Genomic DNA, 18,794 nt, shown 5'->3' with positions numbered 1-18,794 from the left:
CTGTGGGAGTCAGCGGGGGGTGGCGGCGAATTCGGCATGGTCGGCGGTGAGGTCGAGGTAGGCCTGCTCCAGCGAGGCCCGCTCGTCCGACAGTTCGAACATCGGGATGCCCTCGCGGGCGGCGAGCGCGCCGATCTGCTCGGCCTGCGCTCCGTCGACGGTCCAGCGGCCTTCCGCCGCCTCGATCAGTTCGAGGCCGTCCCGGGCCAAGGTGGCCCGCAGGCGTATCGGGTCCGAGGTGCGCAGCCGGACCCGGGGGGTGCTCCGCGCATCGATGAATTCCTTCATCGATGTGTCGGCAAGAAGCCTTCCGCGTCCCAGGACGACCAGGTGGTCCACGAAGGAGGCGGTCTCGGACATCAGGTGGCTGGAGACCAGGACCGTCCGCCCCTCGGCGGCCAGACTGCGCATCAGCTCGCGGATCCAGATGATGCCCTCGGGGTCGAGCCCGTTGGTCGGCTCGTCGAGCAGCAGGACACCGGGGTCACCGAGCAGTGCCGCGGCGATGCCGAGGCGCTGGCGCATGCCCAGCGAGTAGGTCTTGATGCGCTTGCGCGCCGCCGAGCCGATGCCGGCCTGCTCCATGACCTCGTCCACCCGGCGGACCGGAATGCGGTTGCTCGCGGCGAGGGCGAGCAGGTGGTCCCGGCCGGTCCGGCCGCCGTGGGCGGCCTGGGCGTCCAGGAGGGCGCCGACGTGGTGGAGCGGTTCGGTGAGGTCGGTGAAGGCGCGGCCGCCGATGGTGGCGGTGCCGGAGGTCGGCCGGTCGAGGCCCAGCAGCAGTCTCATGGTGGTGGACTTGCCGGCGCCGTTGGGGCCGAGGAAGCCGGTGACCCGGCCGGGCAGGACGTCGAAGCCGAGGCGGTCCACGGCCCGGGTGGCACCGTATTCCTTGGTCAGTCGGCGGATCTCGATGCTGTTCATGGCTCAAGATTCGCCGCCGGGCCCACCCCCCTTCCTCCCCCGTGCGGGGGGATCGTCTCCCCCGCACGGGGGAGACGGCGGTGATCGACGGAGTGTCACGATGTGGGCATGTACCGACTGCTCCGTTTCGCCATCCGGCCGGTGACCTACTCCCGCTGGCTGCACCTGTGCGTGCCCGTGCTGGTGGTCGCGGTCTGGATCTTCATCATGCCCGAGGCGCCGTGGCTGCCTGCGGTGTTCATCGCGCCGTTCGGGCTGATTCCCTGGGTGCGGACGGCCGAGGGGCTCCAGGCGCAGTTCCTGCTCACCCCCTACGACCGGGGTGCCGAGGACGGCGCCATATCCACGGCCGCCTCCAGGCGCTGGGGGGACCGCTGGCGGACCGTGCTGTGGCTGGAGGTCCGCATGGTGCTGGCGATGGTCACCATGTTCGCCACCGTGTGGCTGCCGGTGTTCACCGTCGAACTGGTCACCCTCGCCTGCGGGTACCCGGTGCAGGGCGACGTGTCACTGCCCGTGCAGCCACCGCGCTGGGCGGCCGCCGCGCTGGTGCCCGTACCGCTGATCGTGCTGCTCGTGACCGTGTTCCTGCTGGGCGAGTTGGTCACCGCCGTGGCGGCCCGGCTGCTGGGGCCCTCGGCGGCCGAGCGGCTGTCCGCCCTGGAGCAGCGCACCGAACAGCTGTTGGAGCGGACCCGGATCGCGCGGGAGCTGCACGACACGATCGGGCACGCCCTGACGGTTGCCGTGGTGCAGGCCGGAGCGGCGCAAGCGGCGGGGGATCCCGCCTTCACCGAACGGGCGCTGAGCGCCATCGAGGAGACGGGCCGCGCCGCGTTGGAGGATCTGGAGCGGGTCCTGGCGGTCCTGCGGGACACCGGGCCGCGCCCCTCGCAGCGGCCGACGCTGGCCGAGGCGGACCGGTTGCTGGAATCGGCCCGGGCCTCGGGGGCGACGGTGGAGGCCGAACTGTCCGGCCCGCTGGAGACGTTGCCGGGCCCGGTCACCCGGGAGGGTTACCGGATCCTGCAGGAGGCGCTGACGAACGTACTGCGGCACTGCGGACCGGTTCCGGTCCGGGTGCGGGTGGCGATGGGCGCGCAACGGCTGGATCTGGAGGTGTCGAACCCGCTGCCCACGCGGCCGGTGGTGTCCACCGGCGGAGGGAGCGGGCTGCGCGGTATACGGGAGCGGGCGGCCCTGCTGGGAGGTGAGGCCGAGACCGGTCCGTACAAGGGTCGTTGGAGGGTGCGCGCGCGGCTTCCGCTGGAGCGAATAGGCTGACCGGATGCCGGTCACCGTACTGCTCGTCGACGACGAACCCCTGGTCCGCGCGGGTCTGCGCGCCGTGCTCGATGCGCAGCCCGACATCGAGGTGGTGGGCGAGGCCGCCGACGGGGCCTCCGTGATCCCGTTGGTGCGGCAGCTGCGCCCGGACGTGGTGGCGATGGATGTGCGGATGCCGCTGCTGGACGGGATCGAGGCGACGAAGGCGGTGCTGAAGTCCGTCGACTCCCCGCCGAAGATCCTGGTGGTGACGACCTTCGAGAACGACGAGTACGTCTACCGGGCGCTGCGGGCCGGCGCGGACGGGTTCCTGTTGAAGCGGGCCCGGCCGTCGGAGATCGTGCACGCAGTGCGGCTGGTCGCCGAGGGCGAGAGCCTGCTGTTCCCCGCGGCGGTCCGTTCGCTGGCCACCGAGTACGGAAACAGCCGGGCGCGGGCGGCGCTGGAGCGGGCCGCGCTGACCGAGAGGGAGGAGGCGGTGCTGCGGCTGATGGCGCGGGGGCTGACCAATGCGGAGATCGCGGGCGAGATGTTCGTGGGGACGGAGACTGTGAAGTCCCATGTGAGTGCGGTGCTGGCGAAGCTGGGTGCACGGGACCGGACCCAGGCGGTGATCGCGGCGTACGAGTCGGGGTTCGTCGCCCCGGCGTGAACGGATGGGGGGCCGCTTCTCGCCGCCGCCGCAGGTGGGCAGTACGATCCGGCTGACAGGCGCGCTAGCTGGGAGGACACACGTTGGGGCAGCTGACCGGCGGGGACCCCTCTCTGCTCCGGCGGATCAATTCCGCGGTGGTGCTGCGTGCGCTGCGCGCGGCCGGCGCACGGACCCTCACCGACCTCACGCGGGCGACCGGGCTGTCCCGGCCGACCGTGGAGGGGGTCGTCGAGGGGCTGATGGGCACGGGGCTGGTGGTCGAGGCCTCGGCCGAGGAAGGCGCGCGCCGGCAGGGCCGGCCGGCCAGGCGGTTCCGGTTCCGGGCCGAGGCGGGCCATCTGCTGGGTGTCGAGATCGGTTCGCACCGGATCGCGGCGCTGCTGTCCGGGCTGGACGGCCGGGTGATCGGCGCCGGCACGAAGGAGGTCGCCGAGACGGCGTCCGCCGACGAGCGGCTCGAGAAGGTCCGGGCCACGGTGGCCGATCTGCTGCGGCGGGCCGGAGTGCCCCGGGATTCGCTGCGGGCGGTCGGGGTCGCCAGCCCGGGCATCGTCCAGGCGGACGGCACGGTGCGGTTGGGCACGGCGCTCCCGGGCTGGACCGGGCTGCCGCTCGGTGACCGGCTGAGGCGGTCGTTCCGCTGCCCGGTGCTGGTGGAGAACGATGCGAACGCGGCGGCGGTCGGGGAGCACTGGAAGGGCGCCGCGCAGGACACGGACGACATGGTGTTCGTGATGGCGGGGCTCAGTCCCGGCGCCGGGTCGCTGATCGGCGGCCGGCTGCACCGGGGGTTCGGAGGGGCGGCGGGCGAGATCGGCGCGCTGCACCTGCTGGGGCGCGAGGTCACCCCGGAGAGGCTGCTGTCGACGACCGGGGAGCCGCTGCACCCGCTGGACGAGCAGGCGGTGGCCGAGGTCTTCGCGATGGCCAAGCGGGGTGACGAGCGGGCGGTGGCCGCGCTGGACCGGTTCATCCAGCGGCTGGTCCACGACGTGGCGGCGCTGGTGCTGGCCATGGACCCGGAGCTGGTCGTGGTCGGCGGCTGGGCGGCCGGGCTGGACGGCGTACTGGACCCGTTGCGGCGGGAACTGGAGCGGTACTGCCTGCGGCCCCCGCGGGTGGCACTGTCCCTGCTGGGTGAGGCGGCGGTGGCGACCGGGGCGTTGCGACTGGCGATGGACCACGTCGAGGCGGAGCTGTTCGCCGTGGAGAAGTCGGTCACGGCCCGGCGCTGATCCCGTCGGCGCCCGGCCCGGGACCGAGGAGCGCACCCACGGCGCGGCCCCCGGACGAACGCCGGCAAGCGGCGGCCGTACGGGGGCCGGGCCGGTGGGTCAGGAGGCGACGCGGTCGGGCTGGTGCGCGATTTCCACGCCGCCCTCGTCGCCGAAGGTCAGCCGGCAGGTGTCCGCGCGGTACGTGGCCACGGAGACCGCGGCGGTGCCGGCGGCGGCCATGTAGCGGGTGGTGACCAGGAGGACCGGGGCGCCGGGCAGCCGGTCGAGTTCCTTGGCGTCGTCGGCGCGGGCGGAGCCCAACTCCACCGCGCGGTCCTGGCCTTCAAGGACGAGGCGCTGGAGTTCGCGGAGGACGGCGCGGGCGCGGGCCGGCCCCGAGGGGGCGTCGATGCCGGAGAGGCCGGGCACCGAGGCGGCCGGGACGTACAGCAGTTCGGCGGCGACGACCTGGCCCTGGGTGACCCGGGTCCGGCGCACCGTGTGCACCGGCCGGTCGGCGGGGGCGCCGAGGAGCTTGGCGACCGCGGCAGTGGGCAGGCCTTCGGTGGCGTCGACCGGCTGCCAGCCGTCGCCGCCCTCACCGGGCCAGCTGTGCCGGGCGCTGCCGACGGCCACACCGACCCGCGGCGGGGCGACGGTGGTGCCGACTCCGCGGCGGCGCTGCAGCCGGCCTTCGAGCTCCAGCTGTTCGAGGGCCTGCCGGAGGGTCGCGCGGGCGACGCCGAAGCGGGCCGCGAGCTCACGCTCGTTCGGCAGCACCTCGCCCACCGCGAAGTCCTGATCGAGCGCCTCGCTGAGCACGGTCTTGAGGTGCCAGTACTTCGGCTCCGGCACCGTTTCGAGCTGCGTGGTCCCCACCCTGACTCCTCGTTCGCGCCTTCGTTTCGCGCCTTTGTTTATTAAAGGTTCTTGCACTATCCCTGCGACCATAGGGCGACGCAATCCCTTGGTCAAGACCAATCCTCATCCCTTTGCCGGGCAGATCGGGCATACGTATCAAGCCGTTCACGGGATGTTCGCGGACTCGCCGAGGCCTGCGAAGGGCTTGTAGCAGGGGGCTACCGGACGGTAGTGATGCGGCATGACCTCCACGGTGTCGTTCCCCATCGATTCCCCGCTCGGCCCGCGCACGGCCACCGCCCGCTACGAGCGCAAGGGCGCGGGCGAGCCGCTCCTGCTGCTCCACGGCATCGGCCATCACCTCCAGGCCTGGCAGCCGGTGACCGACGTGCTGGCCGGCCGGCACGACGTGATCGCCGTCGACCTGCCCGGCTTCGGAGCCTCGGAGCCGCTCCCGGACGGCGTCCCCTATGACCTCGCCACCGTCGTCCCCGCCCTCGCCTCCCTCTGCTCGGCCCTCGGGGTGGAGCGCCCGCACGTCGCCGGAAACTCGCTCGGCGGGCTGCTCGCCCTCGAAATGGGCCGCGTCGGGCTGGTCCGCTCGGTGACCGCGCTGTCCCCCGCCGGTTTCTGGTCCGAGCCCGAGCGCCGCTACGCCTTCGCGACCCTCCTCGCGATGCGGGCCGGGGCGAAGGCCCTGCCGCTGCCCGCGCTCGAGCGCCTCGCCCGCAGCGCGGCCGGCCGGGCCGCCCTGACCGGGACCATCTACGCCCGGCCCACCCGGCGTTCGCCGGAGGCGGTGGTCGCCGAGACCCTGGCCCTGCGCGGCGCCACCGGTTTCACCCAGACCCTGGCCGCGGGCGGCTCCGTACGGTTCACCTCCGATGTCCCCGGCCTGCCCGTCACCATCGCCTGGGGCTCCCGGGACCGGCTGCTGCTCCGCCGCCAGGGCATCCGCGCCAAGCACACCATCCCGGACGCCCGGCTGGTCCGGCTGCCCGGCTGCGGCCACGTCCCGATGAACGACGACCCGGCGCTGGTCTCCCGGGTCATCCTCGACACCGCCCGCGCCGCCGCCGCCCCGGGCACGTCCACACCACGCACCTCCCCTACGGGAACGTCCACACCGGGCACGTCCGCCCCGGCACGTCCGCGCCGGGTCCATCCGTGAGTGTCTGACGGCTGTTCACCGGCGGTTCGCGTCGAGGTCGCGGTCGGGCCGGGGTGCCGACGGCACACTGGCCCGACCCGTCTCTGGAGGCGCACCGATGCCGCACACCCGCCGGTCCCTGTTCCGCGGCTCCCTCGCCGCGTCCGCCGTTCTCGCCCTGCCCGGCGCACCCGCCGCCCTCGCCGCGCCGGCCCCCGTCGCACCCGCCTTCGCCCGCTCGGGCCGGCCCAGCGCGCCGTGGGGTGTCCAGTCCGGTGAGATCACCCCGTTCTCGGCCACCGTCTGGACCCGCTCCGACCGGCCCGCCTGGATGTACGTGGAGACCTCCCCGAGCGAGTCCTTCCGCTATGCCGTACGCCGGCATCCGGGCCCCTATCTCGGCCCGGCCACCGACTTCACCGGCACCGCCGCCCTGCACGGCCTGCCGCCCGGCCGGCAGATCCACTACCGGGTGCTGCTCGCCGACCCCGACGATCCGCGCCGCAGCAGCGAGCCCGTGTACGGCACGTTCCGGACCACCCCGGTCACCCGCCGCTCCGGCGTGCGCTTCCTGTGGTCCGGGGACCTGGCCGGACAGGGCTGGGGCATCAACCCGGACCGCGGAGGCTTCCGCGTCTTCGACGAGATGCGGCGGTGCGACCCCGACTTCTTCCTCTTCAGCGGGGACACCGTGTACGCCGACGGCCCGATCCAGGCCGCGGTCCCGCTGCGCGACGGCACCGTCTGGCGCAACATCACCACCGAGGAGAAGTCCAAGGTCGCCGAAACCCTGGACGAGTTCCGCGGGAACTTCCGCTACAACCTGCTCGACCGCCAGCTCCGCGCCTTCAACGCCCAGGTCCCGGTGATCGCCCAGTGGGACGACCACGAGGTCCGCAACAACTGGTACCCCGGCCAGCTGCTGTCGGACCCCCGGTACACGGTCAAGGAGGTGGACCTGCTCGCGGCCCGCGCCCGCCGGGCGTTCTCCGAGTACTTCCCGGTCACCGGACTCCGAGAAGGCAGCGAGGGCCGGATGTACCGGGTCGTCCACCACGGCCCCCTGCTGGACGTGTTCGTCCTCGACATGCGGACGTACCGCAACGCCAACTCCCCCGGCCGGCAGACCGAGGACCCGGTCGGCATCCTGGGTACCGAACAACTGGCCTGGATCAAGCGCGAACTGGCCCGCTCCCGCGCCACCTGGAAGGTGATCGCCGCCGACATGCCGCTGGGCATCGTCGTCCCCGACGGCGCGACCGACTTCGAGGCGGTGGCCCAGGGCGATCCCGGCGCCCCGCTCGGCCGGGAGCTCCAGCTCGCCGAGCTGCTGCGGTTCATCCGGCACCGCCGGATCACCGGCACCCTGTGGCTGACCGCGGACGTCCACTACACGGCCGCGAACCACTACGCCCCGGAGCGGGCCGCGTTCACGGATTTCGAGCCGTTCTGGGAGTTCGTCTCGGGCCCGGTCGGCGCCGGCGGCTTCCCGCACGGCCGGCTGGACGCCACCTTCGGCCCGCGCCAGGAGTTCGTACGGTCGGCTCCGTTCGCCAACATGTCCCCGGCGGAGCACCCGCCGTACTACGGGGAGGTGGACATCGACGCGGACAGCGGCGAGCTCACCGTCCGGTTGCGCGCCGAAGGGGAGGGCGTGCTCTTCTCCCGGACGCTCCGGCCCGGCCAGGTCGGACAGTAGTCCGGGAGGCCCGCGGCCCGTTGGGGCGACAAGCCGATAGGGCGATAGGCCGATAGGCCGAAGACAGCCAGGAAAACAGGGCGAAATCGGCCAGATGGATCCTTAACCAGTCGGTCACAGATCGTTCGTGATCACGCAACACCCCTTCGCCACAGTGGTGTGCATGACTCAGCGCACCCTTCGCAAGCACATCCACCACTGGCGCCGCGACCTCGTCGAGCTGGCCGCCCTGTTCTGCGCCGTCGCCGTCGCCGACGGCATCGCCAACCTCGTCGTGCACGGCCCGAACGGCCCCGTCCTGCTCGTGGCTTCGGCCGTGGCACTCCTGGTCACGGCCGCCTTCCACACCTGGTGGGCGCGCCGCCACAGCCATGCGCCGCCGCCGGAGACGACAGCGCCTTCCGATACCGCCGTCCCCGCGGCCGCTTCCGGATCCCCCACCCTGTGGCGGATGCGGACGACCGTGCGGGACGAGCCGGGCAGCCTGGCCGCGCTGTGCACCGTGCTGGCCGCCCAGCACGTGGACATCCTGACCCTGCAGACCCACCCGCTCGCCGAGGGCGGCACCGTGGACGAGTTCCTGCTGCGCGCCCCGCAGGGCCTGGTCACCGCCGAGCTGGGCCGGGCCGTCGCCCGCGCCGGCGGCCACAGCACCTGGATCGAGCGGGCCGACGCCCACGATCTGGTCGACACCCCCACCCGCGTCCTCGGACTCGCCACCCGGACGGCCCTCGACGCCGCCGAACTCCCCCTCTCCCTGCGCCAGCTGCTCGGCCGCTGCACCATCCACTCGCTGCCCGCCACCACTCTCTCGGGCCGGCCGAACGCCGCCGCCGACGCTCCCGTCGAAGGGGTCCTGGAGGCCACCGTGATGCGGCTGCGCGACCCCTCGGGCGGCGCGATCACCGTCGAGCGGCCCTACCTGCCCTTCACCCCGACCGAGTTCGCCCGGGCCCGCGCCCTGGTCGAGCTGGACGCCCGGCTCGGGCCGCGGGTGCCGCGCAGCCAGGACGTGCTGACCCTGCCCGAGGGCAACGACATCACCGTGCGCCGCGCGGACTCCGCCGATCACGAGGCCGCGCTCGCCATGCACGGGCGCTGCTCCGACCGGACGCTGTCGCTTCGCTACCACGGCCCGGTCGCCGACGCCGACCGCTACCTGGCCCACCTGCTCAGCCCCCGGTTCGGCCGGACCCTGGCCGCCACCACCGCCTCCGGCAAGCTGGTCGCCCTCGGCCATCTGCTGTGGGACGGGGACGAGACCGAGGTGGCGCTGCTGATCGAGGACGACTGGCAGCGCCGCGGCGTCGGCTCCGAGCTGCTGCGCCGGCTGATCGCGATGGCCGTGGAGGCCGGGTGCGACAGCGTGTACGCGGTCACCCAGGCCTCCAACACGGGCATGGTGGCGGCCATGCGCGGCCTCGGCCTGCCGCTGGACTACCAGATCGAGGAGGGCACGCTGGTGATCACCACCCGGCTGGACGCCACCCCGGTCAGGTCGCGGCTGCCGTACGAGCTTCCGCGCGCGGCATCGCAGGATCGCCCGCGGCCGCAGCGCTGAGCGCCCGGTCCGGTCCGGCCCACGGGCGCCGCCCGTGCTCCCGTTCCGACGTCAGGCGCCTGAGTCGAAACGGTGGTGACGCGGGCGGGTGTCCCGTACGAAGATGTCCGCATGTCAGAGACCCTCCACAGCAAGCAGCTGCCCCGGCAGGTCGCCGATGCCTACGTCGACGAGCTGATCGCCCTCGACCCGATCACCGGCACCTACCTCGGCGTGGCGGCCAGTTCCGCCAAGCTCCCGGACTTTTCGCCGGCCGGGCGCGCCGCCGTCGCCGAACTCGCCCGCACCACCCTGGCCAGGCTGGACGCCGCCGAGCAACTGCCCGGAGCCGACAGCGACGTCGAGCGGCGCTGTGCGCGGCTGCTCCGCGAGCGCCTCACCGCCGAGCTCGCCGTCCACGAGGCCGACGAGGACCTGCTCGCGGTCAGCAACATCCACTCCCCCGCCCACTCGGTGCGCGAGGTCTTCACCCTCACCCCCGCCGAGACCGACGAGGACTGGGCGGCCATCGCCGAGCGGCTGCGCGCCGTCCCGGCCGCCCTGGCCGGCTACCGCGCCTGCTTGGAACTGGGCCTGTCCCGCGGCCTGTACGGCGGCCCGCGGCCCACCGCCACCTTCATCGGCCAGCTCACCACCTGGGCCGGCGAGGACGGGGTCGAGCCCGCCTTCTTCACCGAGTTCGCGGCGGGCGGCCCGGACGCGCTGCGGGCCGAGCTCGACGCGGCCGGCGCCGAGGCCACCGCGGCCGTGGCCGGGCTGCGCGACTGGATGCGCGAGGTCTACGCGCCCGCGGTCGCAGGCCGGCCCGACACCGTCGGCCGCGAGCGGTACGCCCGCTGGTCCCGCTACTTCAACGGCACCGACCTGGACCTCGACGAGGCCTACGCCTACGGCTGGTCCGAGTACCACCGGCTGCTCGCCGAGATGAAGACCGAGGCCGGCAAGATCCTGCCCGGCGCCACCCCCTGGGAGGCGCTGAAGCACCTGGACGAGCACGGCACCCACATCGAGGGCGTCGACGAGGTCCAGGCCTGGCTCCAGGGCATCATGGACGAGGCCATCGAGAACCTGGACGGCACCCACTTCGAACTCGCCGAGCGGGTCCGGAAGGTGGAGTCGAGGATCGCGCCGCCCGGCGGCGCCGCGGCCCCGTACTACACGGCGCCCTCGGAGGACTTCTCGCGTCCCGGCCGCACCTGGCTGCCGACCATGGGGCAGACCCGGTTCCCGGTCTACGACCTGGTCTCCACCTGGTACCACGAGGGCGTGCCGGGTCACCACCTGCAGCTCGCGCAGTGGACGCACGTCGCCGACCGGCTGTCCCGCTACCAGGCCACCGTCGGCGGGGTCAGCGCCAACGCCGAGGGCTGGGCGCTCTACGCGGAGCGGCTCATGGACGAGCTGGGCTACCTCAAGGACGCGGAGCAGCGACTCGGGTACCTGGACTGCCAGATGATGCGGGCCTGCCGGGTGATCGTGGACATCGGCATGCACCTGGGTCTGGAGATCCCGGCGGACTCGCCGTTCCACCCGGGCGAGCGCTGGACCCCGGATCTGGCGCAGGAGTTCTTCGGCCTGCACAGCGGCCGGCCGGAGGACTTCGTCGAGAGCGAGCTGACCCGCTACCTGTCGATGCCGGGCCAGGCCATCGGCTACAAGCTGGGCGAGCGGGCGTGGCTGCTGGGCCGGGAGAACGCGCGGGCCGCGCGGGGCGAGTCCTTCGACCTGAAGGCCTGGCACATGGCGGCGCTGTCGCAGGGTTCGCTCGGCCTGGACGACCTGGTGGACGAGCTGTCCAAGCTCTGAGGCGAGCGCGACGGGCCGCCTGCTCCCCGGTGGAGCGGGCGGCCCGTCCGCATGCCGCGGGCGCAGCGCCGAAGCACGGGCTTCAGCAGCCGCAGTCGTCGGAGTCGGTCGGCGCGGTCAGCGGGTCGGCCTCGGTCCGCCGGGCCTTGCCCTGCCAGGTCTCGACCTCGAAGCCCTCGCGGATCCAGTACTCGATGCCGCCGAGCATCTCCTTGACCTGGAAGCCGAGTTCGGCGAGAGCCAGGGCGGAGCGAGTGCCTCCGTTGCAGCCGGGGCCCCAGCAGTACGTCACCACGGGGACGTTCTTGTCGAGGAGCTGCTCGGCCTGCTCGGGGATGAGTGCGGTGGGCAGGTGGATGGCGCCGGGCACGTGGGCCTGGTCCCAGGACGGGGTGGAGCGCGAGTCGATCAGCTGGAAGCCGAGCTCGGCGCCCTGCTCGCGGTGGGCCTTGAAGGCGGCGGCGACGTCGGACACGTCCGCGTGGAAGGCGAGGCTGGCCCCGAAGTAGGCGGCGGCCGCGGCCGGGGAGGCCGGCGGGACCCGGAGCACGGGGTTGGCGGTGGTGGCGGCTGCGGTCGTGGTGTTCTGCGTCGTCGTCATGGCCAGAAATCTACGGCCGTTGATCATCGCGCGGAAGCAGGTTTCCACGGCGTATCACTTGTTGGACCGGGGAATCCCCTGCTATTCCTGCCCCATGGCGACCTATTCCCCCGACGCAACCGACTGGCGCATCCTGGAGGCCCTCCAGCAGGACGGCCGGGCCAGCTTCGCCGACCTCGCCCGCGCCGTGTCCATGTCCGCGAGCGCCGTGACCGAGCGGGTCCGCCGGCTGGAGGAGACCGGCGTGATCACCGGCTACACCGCGGTGGTGGACCCGGAGAAGCTCGGCAAGTCCATCCTGGCCCTGGTGCGGCTGCGCTATCCGCACGGCAACTACAAGCCCTTCCACGACCTGCTCGAAACGACCGGCGAGATCCTGGAAGCCCATCACGTCACCGGCGACGACTGTTTCGTACTGAAGGTGGCAGCCCGCTCGATGGCCCACCTGGAGGAGATCACCGGACGGATCGCCGGCCTCGGTCCGGTGACCACGAGCATCGTCTACTCCTCGCCGCTGCCCAGGCGTCCGCTCAGTCCGTGAGACCGGCGGCGGCCCGGTGGTCCGGCCGAGCCGTCAGTCCGCGAGACCGGCCGTCAGTCCGTGAGGCCGGCCGTCCGGTGCCGGACCACCGAGCCGCCGCGCTGCTTGACGACCTCCAGCTGGGCCTGCACCCGGCTGCGCAGGTCGGCGACATGGCTGACGATGCCCACGCTGCGGTCGCGTTCCCGCAGCGAGTCGAGTACGTCGAGCACCTCGTCCAGCGCCTGGTCGTCCAGGCTGCCGAAGCCCTCGTCGATGAACAGGGTGTCCAGGCGCATCCCGCCGGCCTCGTCGGTGACCACGTCGGCCAGTCCCAGCGCCAGCGCCAGGGAGGCGAAGAAGGTCTCGCCGCCGGACAGGGTGGCGGTGTCCCGCTCGCTGCCGGTCCAGGCGTCCACCACGTGCAGGCCCAGCCCGGAACGCCCGCGTCCGCCGGCCCGCGCATCGGAGTGCACGAGGGTGTAGCGGCCGCCGGACATGCGCAGCAGCCGGGCCGTGGCGGCCGCCGCGACCTGCTCCAGCCGGGCCGCCAGGACGTACGCCTCCAGGCGCATCCGGCGCTCGTTGTCGGCGGAGGTGCCGGCGGTCAGCCCGGCCAGCCGGGCCACCCGGTCGTACGCCTCGCGCAGCGGGCCCAGCGCCCGCAGTTCCGTTTCGGCCTGCCGGGAGAGCCGGTCCAGTTCGGCGCAGCGCAGCCGGGCCGCGTCGCAGGCCGAGCCGGCGGCCCGCAGGCGGGCTGCGGCCCGGTCGGCGGCGGCCTCGGCGCGGACCGGTTCGGCGGCGGGCAGGGCGGCCGCGGCCGCCGTGCCGGCCTCGGCGAACCGGTCCGCCAGCAGTGCCTCCTCGGCCTGCCAGCCGTCCAGCCGGCGTTGCAGCGCGGCGCGTTCGTATTCGGGCAGCACGGCTTCGGCGGCCTGCCCGGTGGTGTCGAAACCGGCCTTGAAGGCGGCGTCGGCCAGCTGGCCGTCGGCTTCCTTCAGGCGCTGGGCGGCCGCTTCGGCCCGGCGCAGCGCCTCCGCGGCCCCGGCCACCAGCCGGACCCGGGTCTCCAGGATCCGGGCCCGCTCGGCGACCGTGCCCGAGTCCCCCCGGACCAGGCGCAGTTCGGCCTCCAGGGCGGCCTGTTCCCGGTCGAGGGCCTCCCGCCGGGAAGCGCGGGCGGCGGCGAGGCGTTCGGCCCGCTGCCGGTTCTCGCTGCGGGCCGCGTGCTCGCGCTCGGCGGCGGCCAGGGCCTCGCGGGCGGCGTGCAGTCCGGCCGCGGCGGTGTGCGCGGCCGCATGCCGGGCCGTCAGGTCTTGTGTACGGGCCAGCAGTTCGGCGGTGGCGGTGTCCCCGGCGGCCGCCGCGGCCTCGGTTCCGGCCTGGCGTACGGCGGCCAGCCGGCGTTCGCCCCCGGCGCGCCGCTCTTCGGCCCGCTCGTAGCGGGCGTGGGCGGCGTCCTCCGCGGCCCGGTCCACATGGCCGGGTGCCGGCCGCGCCGGAGCCGGGTGTTCCGCCGAGCCGCACACGCTGCAGGGCTCGCCGGACACCAGCGCGCCGGCCAGTTCGGCGGCGATGCCGCGCAGCCGGGCCTCCTTGAGCTCCAGCCAGCGTTCCTTCGCCGTCCCGGACTCCTCCCGGGCGGCGAGCAGGTCGGCGGCGGCCGTGTCGGCCTCGGCGGCGAGGGCGTCCCGGCGGCGGGCCGCGTCCAGCCGGAGCCGGGCGGGCTCCAGCGCCCCGGCGAGCTGTTCGGCGAGGGTGGCGGCCTGCTGGGCGGTGTCGACCCGGTCCCGCAGGGCGGTGCGGGTGGTCTCCCAGCGGGCCAGCCAGCCGGCGTCCTCCTGGAGCAGTTCCTCGGCGGAGCGGGCTTCCCGGTCCAGGGCGGCGCGCTCGCGGCCGATGTCGGCGCTGCGCTGTTCGGCGCGGTGGGCGGCGCCGAGCGCGCCGAGGTCCTCGCGGAGCCGCTGTTCCAGGGTGCCGAGCTGTTCGGTGCCGGCCTCGGCGAGGCCGGCGGGCAGCTGCGCGCGGGCGTCGGCCTCGGCGCGGGCGGCCGCGCCGTGGGCGGCCGCCGCGGTATCGCGCAGCTCCAGGGCGGGGCGGACCAGGGCGGCCCGGCGGGCCCGGTCCAGCTGCTCCCGTACCCGGTCGCGTTCGGGCGCGGCGGCGGCCAGCTCCCGGGCCCGCTGTTCGGTCTCGGCGTGCCGGCGCTGCAGCCGGTCGAGTTCGCGGGCGTCCTCGGCGGCCCGGCGGGCGGCGTGGTGCCGGCTCTCGGCGGCGGCCAGCGCGCACTCGGCCACGGTCAGCCGCTCCCGGGCCCCGCTGCGGGCGACGGCCGCCCAGGCCCGCACCGCCTCGGCCAGGCCGGGGTCGCCGGGGGCGAGGGCGGGCAGCGGCCACTCGCGCAGCTCGGCGGTGTCGCCGGCGGCCTGGGCCAGCCGCTGGGCGGTGGCCAGCACCTTCTCGTCGCCGGCCCGCACTTTGGCCTCGGCGGCCCGGCGGCGGTCGGCGAGCAGGGTCTCCACGGCGGCGAACCGGCGGGTGTCGAAGAGCCGGCCGAGCAGCCGGCCGCGGGCTTCGGCGTCGGCGCGCAGGAAGCGGGCGAACTCGCCCTGCGGCAGCAGGACCACCTGGCAGAACTGCTCCCGGCTCATGCCGAGGAGCTGTTCGATCTCCTCGCCGATCTCCTGGTGGGAGCGGGACAGGGCCTGCCAGCCGGGTTCGCCCGTGTGGTCGACGGTGTGCTCGCGCAGCCGGCTCTGGGCCTTGTCGCGGGTGGTTCCGGTGCCGCGCTTCTTGGGGCGGTCCTGTTCGGGGCGCCGGGTGATCTCCAGCCGGCGGCCGCCCGCGGTGAGCTCCAGGGTGACCTCGGTGGGGGTGCCGGGGTCGGCGTGGTCGCTGCGCAGCCGGGTGCCGGGGGCCTGGCGGGGGCCGGGAACGGATCCGTACAGGGCGTAGCAGACGGCGTCGAGGACGGAGGTCTTGCCGGCTCCGGTGGGGCCGTGGAGCAGGAAGATGCCGGCGCCGGAGAGGGCGTCGAAGTCGATCTCCTGCCGGTCGGCGAACGGCCCGAAGGCGGTGACCTGGAGCCGGTGCAGCCTCATCGGGCGGTCTCCTGGGTCGCGGTGTCGGCGCGGACCGTGTCGAAGGCCTCGCGCAGCACGCTGCGCTCGGCCTCGTCGGGCAGGCCGCCGCCGCGGACGTGGGCGACGAAGTCCTCGGCGATCTGCTGGTCGCTGCGGCCCTTGAGGCGCCGGGCGTAGGAGGCGGTGCCGTCCTCCTCGTCCCGGCCTTCGGGGTCGAAGGCCAGGCTGAGGGTGTGCGGGAACCGGGCGGCGATGCGGGCCATCGGGTCCTCGGGGCGGACGGGATCGGTGAGGGTGGCTTCCACCCAGGCGTCCTCGTGCGGGTCGAGGGCGGGGTCCTCGAGCAGTGCGTCGAGGCGGCCGCGGATCCGGGCCAGCGGCCGGGGCACGGGGGTGTCGACGCGTTCGGCGGTGATTTCTCCGGCGGGCCCGAGGTCGATCAGCCACATGGATTTGCGGTGGCCGGCCTCGGAGAAGGAGTAGGCGAGCGGGGAGCCCGAGTAGCGGACCCGTTCGCTGATGGTCTGGCAGCCGTGCAGGTGCCCGAGGGCGGCGTAGTCCACCCCGTCGAAGACCGCGGCGGGCACGGCCTCGACCCCGCCGACGGTGATGTCGCGTTCGCTGTCGCTGGGCTGCCCGCCGGTGACGAAGGCGTGCGCGAGGACCACGGAGCGGGTGCCGGGGGTCCGGCCGGCGAGGTCGGCACGGACCCGGTCCATGGCGGCGCCGAGCACTGCTTCGTGGCTGACCTTCGCGGCCGGGAACTCGTCCTTGACCAGGGCGGGCTCCAGGTACGGCAGCCCGTACAGGGCGACGTCCCCGTGTACGTCGGCCAGCACGACGGGGTCGGCGCAGCCGGCCGGGTCGGTGCGCAGGTGGATGCCGGCCCGGCCGATGAGCCCGGCGCCGACCCCCAGCCGGCGGGCTGAGTCGTGGTTGCCGGAGATCATCACGGTGGGCACGCCGAGGGCGGCGAGGCGGTGAAGGGCCCGGTCGTAGAGGTCGACGGCGGGCAGCGGGGGCACGGCGCGGTCGTAGATGTCGCCGGCGACGAGTACGGCGTCGACGGCCTGCTCGCGCACCGTCTCGATCAGGTGGTCGATGAAGGTGGCCTGGGCGTCGAGCAGGCCGACCCGGTGGAAGGACCTGCCGAGGTGCCAGTCGGAGGTGTGCAGGAACCTCACGCCGCGGCCCCGCCGCGCATTCCGATCCCCGCCCCGACCTGCATGTTTTCCGCTCCTTGAGCTCCCGGACCCCGCGCGACCCGGGCTGGGTGCGGCTGACGGCACCCATCACAGTAACGCGCGCGGGTCGGCGGGGCGGCGGGCCTGGCTCAGATGGTGAACGGCCTCTGGTCGAGGAAGGTCGGCCGGCCGGTGGTGTAGAGGTTGGGGCTCTGGATGGCGGGCATCCGCTTCTGGATGTCGCGGTGGAAGGTGCGGTGGTCGCCCTCGAAGGCGCCCTTGCGCCACACCTTGAGCAGCTGCTCGGTGAACAGGCCGTTGATCTGGCCGTCGGAGGCGAGCTGGTTGTCCTGGCAGGCGCCGATGAGGACGGCGTTCTGGGCGGGCCCGTCGCGCTCGCCGTCCTTCAGCTCGCGCTGGAGCTCGGTGAAGAAGGAGCGGTCCCGGGCCGCGATCTCCTGCTGCTTCAACAGCGGCATCAGCCGGGAGGTGGCCTCGATCTGCTCCGGGTCGCGGGTCTGGAAGCGGGCCTCCATGGCGTCGGGGGTGAGCATCTCCCGGATCGACTCGATGGAGCTGCCGCTGTGGCAGCAGTCCAGCAGCACGAAGATCCGTACGTCCTGCTCGAACCGCTGGAGCTCGCGGTACAACTCGTCGTCGAGGAACTGACGGTCGTAGAAGACCAGCGTCTCGTCCAGCCGGTCGGCCTCGTCGTCCGAGCCGGCCAGGTTGTCGATCTGGCCGCCGTGGCCCGAGTAGGTGAAGAGCAGCATGTCCCCGGTGCGGAGCCGGCCGGCCGCCTCGCGCAGGGCGGCGGTGATGTTGTCCACGGTGCCGTCGGGGGTGAGGATCACCGTGTCCTCGAACCCGCGGGCACGAGCGACCTCCGCCATGTCGCGGGCGTCGTTCTCACAGGCCAGGAGCTTGCCGTCCCAGCCGTCGTATTTGTCGGGGTCGACCTCGTTCAGGCCGACGTGGATGGACAGACCAGTGGGCACGATGACTCCTCGGGCGGGAGGGGAGGGTGGGTCGAGAGCATGGTTTCCGTGCTCGCCGCCGTCCGAATCAGGGGTGGCCGCTGTTCGGGTGGCCGGTCGCGTCGCGCCGTGAATGCCCCGCCATGCGCGGTATTTCCATCATATGAATGCAATCGAGACGCCTCCGGAAGCCCGCGCGGACTCGCTCGCCGACCGCACCGGCTATGACGAGGCCTTCCTGGGGCCCGTGGTCCCGCTCCCACTGCCCGCCTCCGACGGCATCGAGACGGAGATCCTCCCCTACACCCACTTCACCGTGGTGCTGCGCCCGGACCGCCGGCTGGCCGCCTCCACCGCCGTCTGCATCGACGGCAGCCGGCTGCTGGAGGACGTGCCCCGCGACGACGTCTGGGAGTTCGACCCGCGGGTTCCGGAGTCCCAGCAGGCCGGAAACGACATCTACCGCAACAACAGCCTGGACCGCGGCCACCTGGTACGGCGCCTCGACCCGGTCTGGGGCACAGCCCCCGAGGCGCACCGCGCCAACACCGACACCTTCCGGTACACCAACGCGGCCCCGCAGGCCGACGTGTTCAACCAGGGCAAACAGCTGTGGCAGGGACTGGAGAACCATCTCCTCGACCACGCCGCCCAGTTCGACCGCAAGCTGTCGGTGATGACCGGCCCGGTGCTCCAGGACTCCGACCCGCCCTACCGGGGCATCCAGGTCCCGCTGCGGTTCTGGAAGGTGGCCGCGTTCCTCCACGCCGGCGCACTCGCCTCCACCGGCTACATCCTCGACCAGAGCCCCGACCTCAGCCGGGACTACGAGCGGGCCATGGCCGGGGCCAAGCCCGGGGACCCGCCGCCGCTGGGCCCGTTCCGCACCTTCCAGGTGCCGGTCACGGACATCGCCGAACTCACCGGACTCGACTTCGGCCCCCTGCCGGCGGCCGACCTGATGCCGGTCACCCGGGCGCCCGCGGAGCGTTGGAAGCGGCTGGAGTCGTTCGACGACCTGGTCCTGGCGGACTGAGCGGGGAGCGGTCCGCGCGGCGTTCGGCCGCGTTGCAGCGGAGGTGGGCGAGTGAAACCATGACAGGTATCAGGCAGTCCGTCTCGCCGCTCCGCTGCTGCGGATGTGCAGGTGTGCTATGCCGCTCACCAATACCCAATGGGACCTCGTCAGAGAATGGGCCCGCGACCACCTTTTCACGCTCGGCCCTCCGCCCCAGCTAATTCTCCTGCAATTCGGATTCCCCAAGGAAT

15 protein-coding genes are annotated in these 18,794 nt (G+C 73.7%); 9 read left to right on the top strand and 6 right to left on the bottom strand.

The window, feature by feature from the left end; all coding sequences use genetic code 11:
• Nucleotides 1-9: 9 nt before the first annotated feature.
• Nucleotides 10-924, bottom strand: coding sequence for an ATP-binding cassette domain-containing protein (locus AB0447_RS15760; protein ID WP_366477211.1), 915 nt, complete (start codon nt 922-924; stop codon nt 10-12).
• Between the two features lie 108 nt (nt 925-1,032).
• Here AB0447_RS15760 and AB0447_RS15755 point away from each other — a divergent pair, with 108 nt between their 5' ends.
• From AB0447_RS15755 to AB0447_RS15745, 3 genes are all read left to right on the top strand, one after another.
• Nucleotides 1,033-2,208: a histidine kinase gene (locus AB0447_RS15755; RefSeq protein WP_366477210.1), complete on the top strand. Its 1,176-nt coding sequence runs from the start codon at nt 1,033-1,035 to the stop codon at nt 2,206-2,208.
• 4 nt (nt 2,209-2,212) lie between these two features.
• Nucleotides 2,213-2,863: a response regulator transcription factor gene (locus tag AB0447_RS15750; RefSeq protein WP_366477209.1), complete on the top strand. Its 651-nt coding sequence runs from the start codon at nt 2,213-2,215 to the stop codon at nt 2,861-2,863.
• Nucleotides 2,864-2,946: 83 nt separating this feature from the next.
• Nucleotides 2,947-4,101 (top strand): ROK family transcriptional regulator, encoded by a 1,155-nt coding sequence (locus AB0447_RS15745; protein ID WP_366477208.1) that lies wholly within the window; start codon nt 2,947-2,949, stop codon nt 4,099-4,101.
• A gap of 99 nt (nt 4,102-4,200) precedes the next feature.
• Here AB0447_RS15745 and AB0447_RS15740 read toward each other — a convergent pair whose 3' ends face one another.
• Entirely contained in the window at nt 4,201-4,962 is a 762-nt protein-coding gene (locus tag AB0447_RS15740; protein ID WP_366477207.1) for a GntR family transcriptional regulator, read from the bottom strand.
• A gap of 223 nt (nt 4,963-5,185) precedes the next feature.
• On the opposite strand from AB0447_RS15740, the gene AB0447_RS15735 reads away from it, so the two are divergent.
• From AB0447_RS15735 to AB0447_RS15720, 4 genes are all read left to right on the top strand, one after another.
• Entirely contained in the window at nt 5,186-6,115 is a 930-nt protein-coding gene (locus AB0447_RS15735; RefSeq protein WP_366477206.1) for an alpha/beta fold hydrolase, read from the top strand.
• A 97-nt stretch (nt 6,116-6,212) separates the two neighbouring features.
• Nucleotides 6,213-7,793 (top strand): alkaline phosphatase D family protein, encoded by a 1,581-nt coding sequence (locus AB0447_RS15730; RefSeq protein WP_366477205.1) that lies wholly within the window; start codon nt 6,213-6,215, stop codon nt 7,791-7,793.
• Between the two features lie 163 nt (nt 7,794-7,956).
• Entirely contained in the window at nt 7,957-9,354 is a 1,398-nt protein-coding gene (locus tag AB0447_RS15725) for a GNAT family N-acetyltransferase (RefSeq protein WP_366477204.1), read from the top strand.
• 111 nt (nt 9,355-9,465) lie between these two features.
• Nucleotides 9,466-11,160, top strand: a complete 1,695-nt coding sequence (locus AB0447_RS15720; protein ID WP_366477203.1) for a DUF885 domain-containing protein — start codon at nt 9,466-9,468, stop codon at nt 11,158-11,160.
• 82 nt (nt 11,161-11,242) lie between these two features.
• Here the strand turns inward: AB0447_RS15720 and AB0447_RS15715 are convergent, their stop codons facing one another.
• Entirely contained in the window at nt 11,243-11,761 is a 519-nt protein-coding gene (locus AB0447_RS15715) for a rhodanese-like domain-containing protein (RefSeq protein WP_366477201.1), read from the bottom strand.
• A 94-nt stretch (nt 11,762-11,855) separates the two neighbouring features.
• Here AB0447_RS15715 and AB0447_RS15710 point away from each other — a divergent pair, with 94 nt between their 5' ends.
• On the top strand, nt 11,856-12,302 hold the full coding sequence (locus AB0447_RS15710) for an Lrp/AsnC family transcriptional regulator (RefSeq protein ID WP_366477200.1): 447 nt from the start codon (nt 11,856-11,858) through the stop codon (nt 12,300-12,302).
• A 53-nt stretch (nt 12,303-12,355) separates the two neighbouring features.
• On the opposite strand, the gene AB0447_RS15705 is transcribed toward AB0447_RS15710, so the two are convergent.
• The 3 genes from AB0447_RS15705 to AB0447_RS15695 all read right to left on the bottom strand — a co-directional run bounded on the left by AB0447_RS15705 (nt 12,356) and on the right by AB0447_RS15695 (nt 17,546).
• Nucleotides 12,356-15,382, bottom strand: coding sequence for an SMC family ATPase (locus AB0447_RS15705; RefSeq protein WP_366477199.1), 3,027 nt, complete (start codon nt 15,380-15,382; stop codon nt 12,356-12,358).
• On the bottom strand, nt 15,379-16,548 hold the full coding sequence (locus AB0447_RS15700) for an exonuclease SbcCD subunit D (protein WP_366477198.1): 1,170 nt from the start codon (nt 16,546-16,548) through the stop codon (nt 15,379-15,381). The genes AB0447_RS15705 and AB0447_RS15700 overlap by 4 nt, the downstream gene beginning before the upstream one ends.
• Nucleotides 16,549-16,697: 149 nt before the next feature.
• Nucleotides 16,698-17,546, bottom strand: coding sequence for a caspase family protein (locus AB0447_RS15695; protein ID WP_366477197.1), 849 nt, complete (start codon nt 17,544-17,546; stop codon nt 16,698-16,700).
• 142 nt (nt 17,547-17,688) lie between these two features.
• Here AB0447_RS15695 and AB0447_RS15690 point away from each other — a divergent pair, with 142 nt between their 5' ends.
• Nucleotides 17,689-18,561, top strand: coding sequence for a DNA/RNA non-specific endonuclease (locus AB0447_RS15690; RefSeq protein WP_366477196.1), 873 nt, complete (start codon nt 17,689-17,691; stop codon nt 18,559-18,561).
• The last annotated feature ends 233 nt before the right edge of the window (nt 18,562-18,794 follow it).

The organism is Streptomyces sp. NPDC051211 (assembly GCF_040689505.1).
Lineage (GTDB): Bacteria > Actinomycetota > Actinomycetes > Streptomycetales > Streptomycetaceae > Streptomyces.
The sequence above is the reverse complement of the archived record's forward strand: the minus strand, read 5'-3'. Positions and strand labels throughout refer to the sequence as shown.

What these genes read in the sequence shown, in the direction of transcription:
- AB0447_RS15750 (WP_366477209.1), top strand. Translation starts at nt 2,213, where the DNA reads ATGCCGGTCACCGTACTGCTCGTCGACGACGAACCCCTGGTCCGCGCG.
- AB0447_RS15735 (WP_366477206.1), top strand. Translation starts at nt 5,186, where the DNA reads ATGACCTCCACGGTGTCGTTCCCCATCGATTCCCCGCTCGGCCCGCGC.
- AB0447_RS15760 (WP_366477211.1), bottom strand. Translation starts at nt 924, where the DNA reads ATGAACAGCATCGAGATCCGCCGACTGACCAAGGAATACGGTGCCACC.
- AB0447_RS15720 (WP_366477203.1), top strand. Translation starts at nt 9,466, where the DNA reads ATGTCAGAGACCCTCCACAGCAAGCAGCTGCCCCGGCAGGTCGCCGAT.
- AB0447_RS15730 (WP_366477205.1), top strand. Translation starts at nt 6,213, where the DNA reads ATGCCGCACACCCGCCGGTCCCTGTTCCGCGGCTCCCTCGCCGCGTCC.
- AB0447_RS15705 (WP_366477199.1), bottom strand. Translation starts at nt 15,382, where the DNA reads ATGAGGCTGCACCGGCTCCAGGTCACCGCCTTCGGGCCGTTCGCCGAC.
- AB0447_RS15715 (WP_366477201.1), bottom strand. Translation starts at nt 11,761, where the DNA reads ATGACGACGACGCAGAACACCACGACCGCAGCCGCCACCACCGCCAAC.
- AB0447_RS15755 (WP_366477210.1), top strand. Translation starts at nt 1,033, where the DNA reads ATGTACCGACTGCTCCGTTTCGCCATCCGGCCGGTGACCTACTCCCGC.
- AB0447_RS15690 (WP_366477196.1), top strand. Translation starts at nt 17,689, where the DNA reads ATGAATGCAATCGAGACGCCTCCGGAAGCCCGCGCGGACTCGCTCGCC.
- AB0447_RS15710 (WP_366477200.1), top strand. Translation starts at nt 11,856, where the DNA reads ATGGCGACCTATTCCCCCGACGCAACCGACTGGCGCATCCTGGAGGCC.
- AB0447_RS15725 (WP_366477204.1), top strand. Translation starts at nt 7,957, where the DNA reads ATGACTCAGCGCACCCTTCGCAAGCACATCCACCACTGGCGCCGCGAC.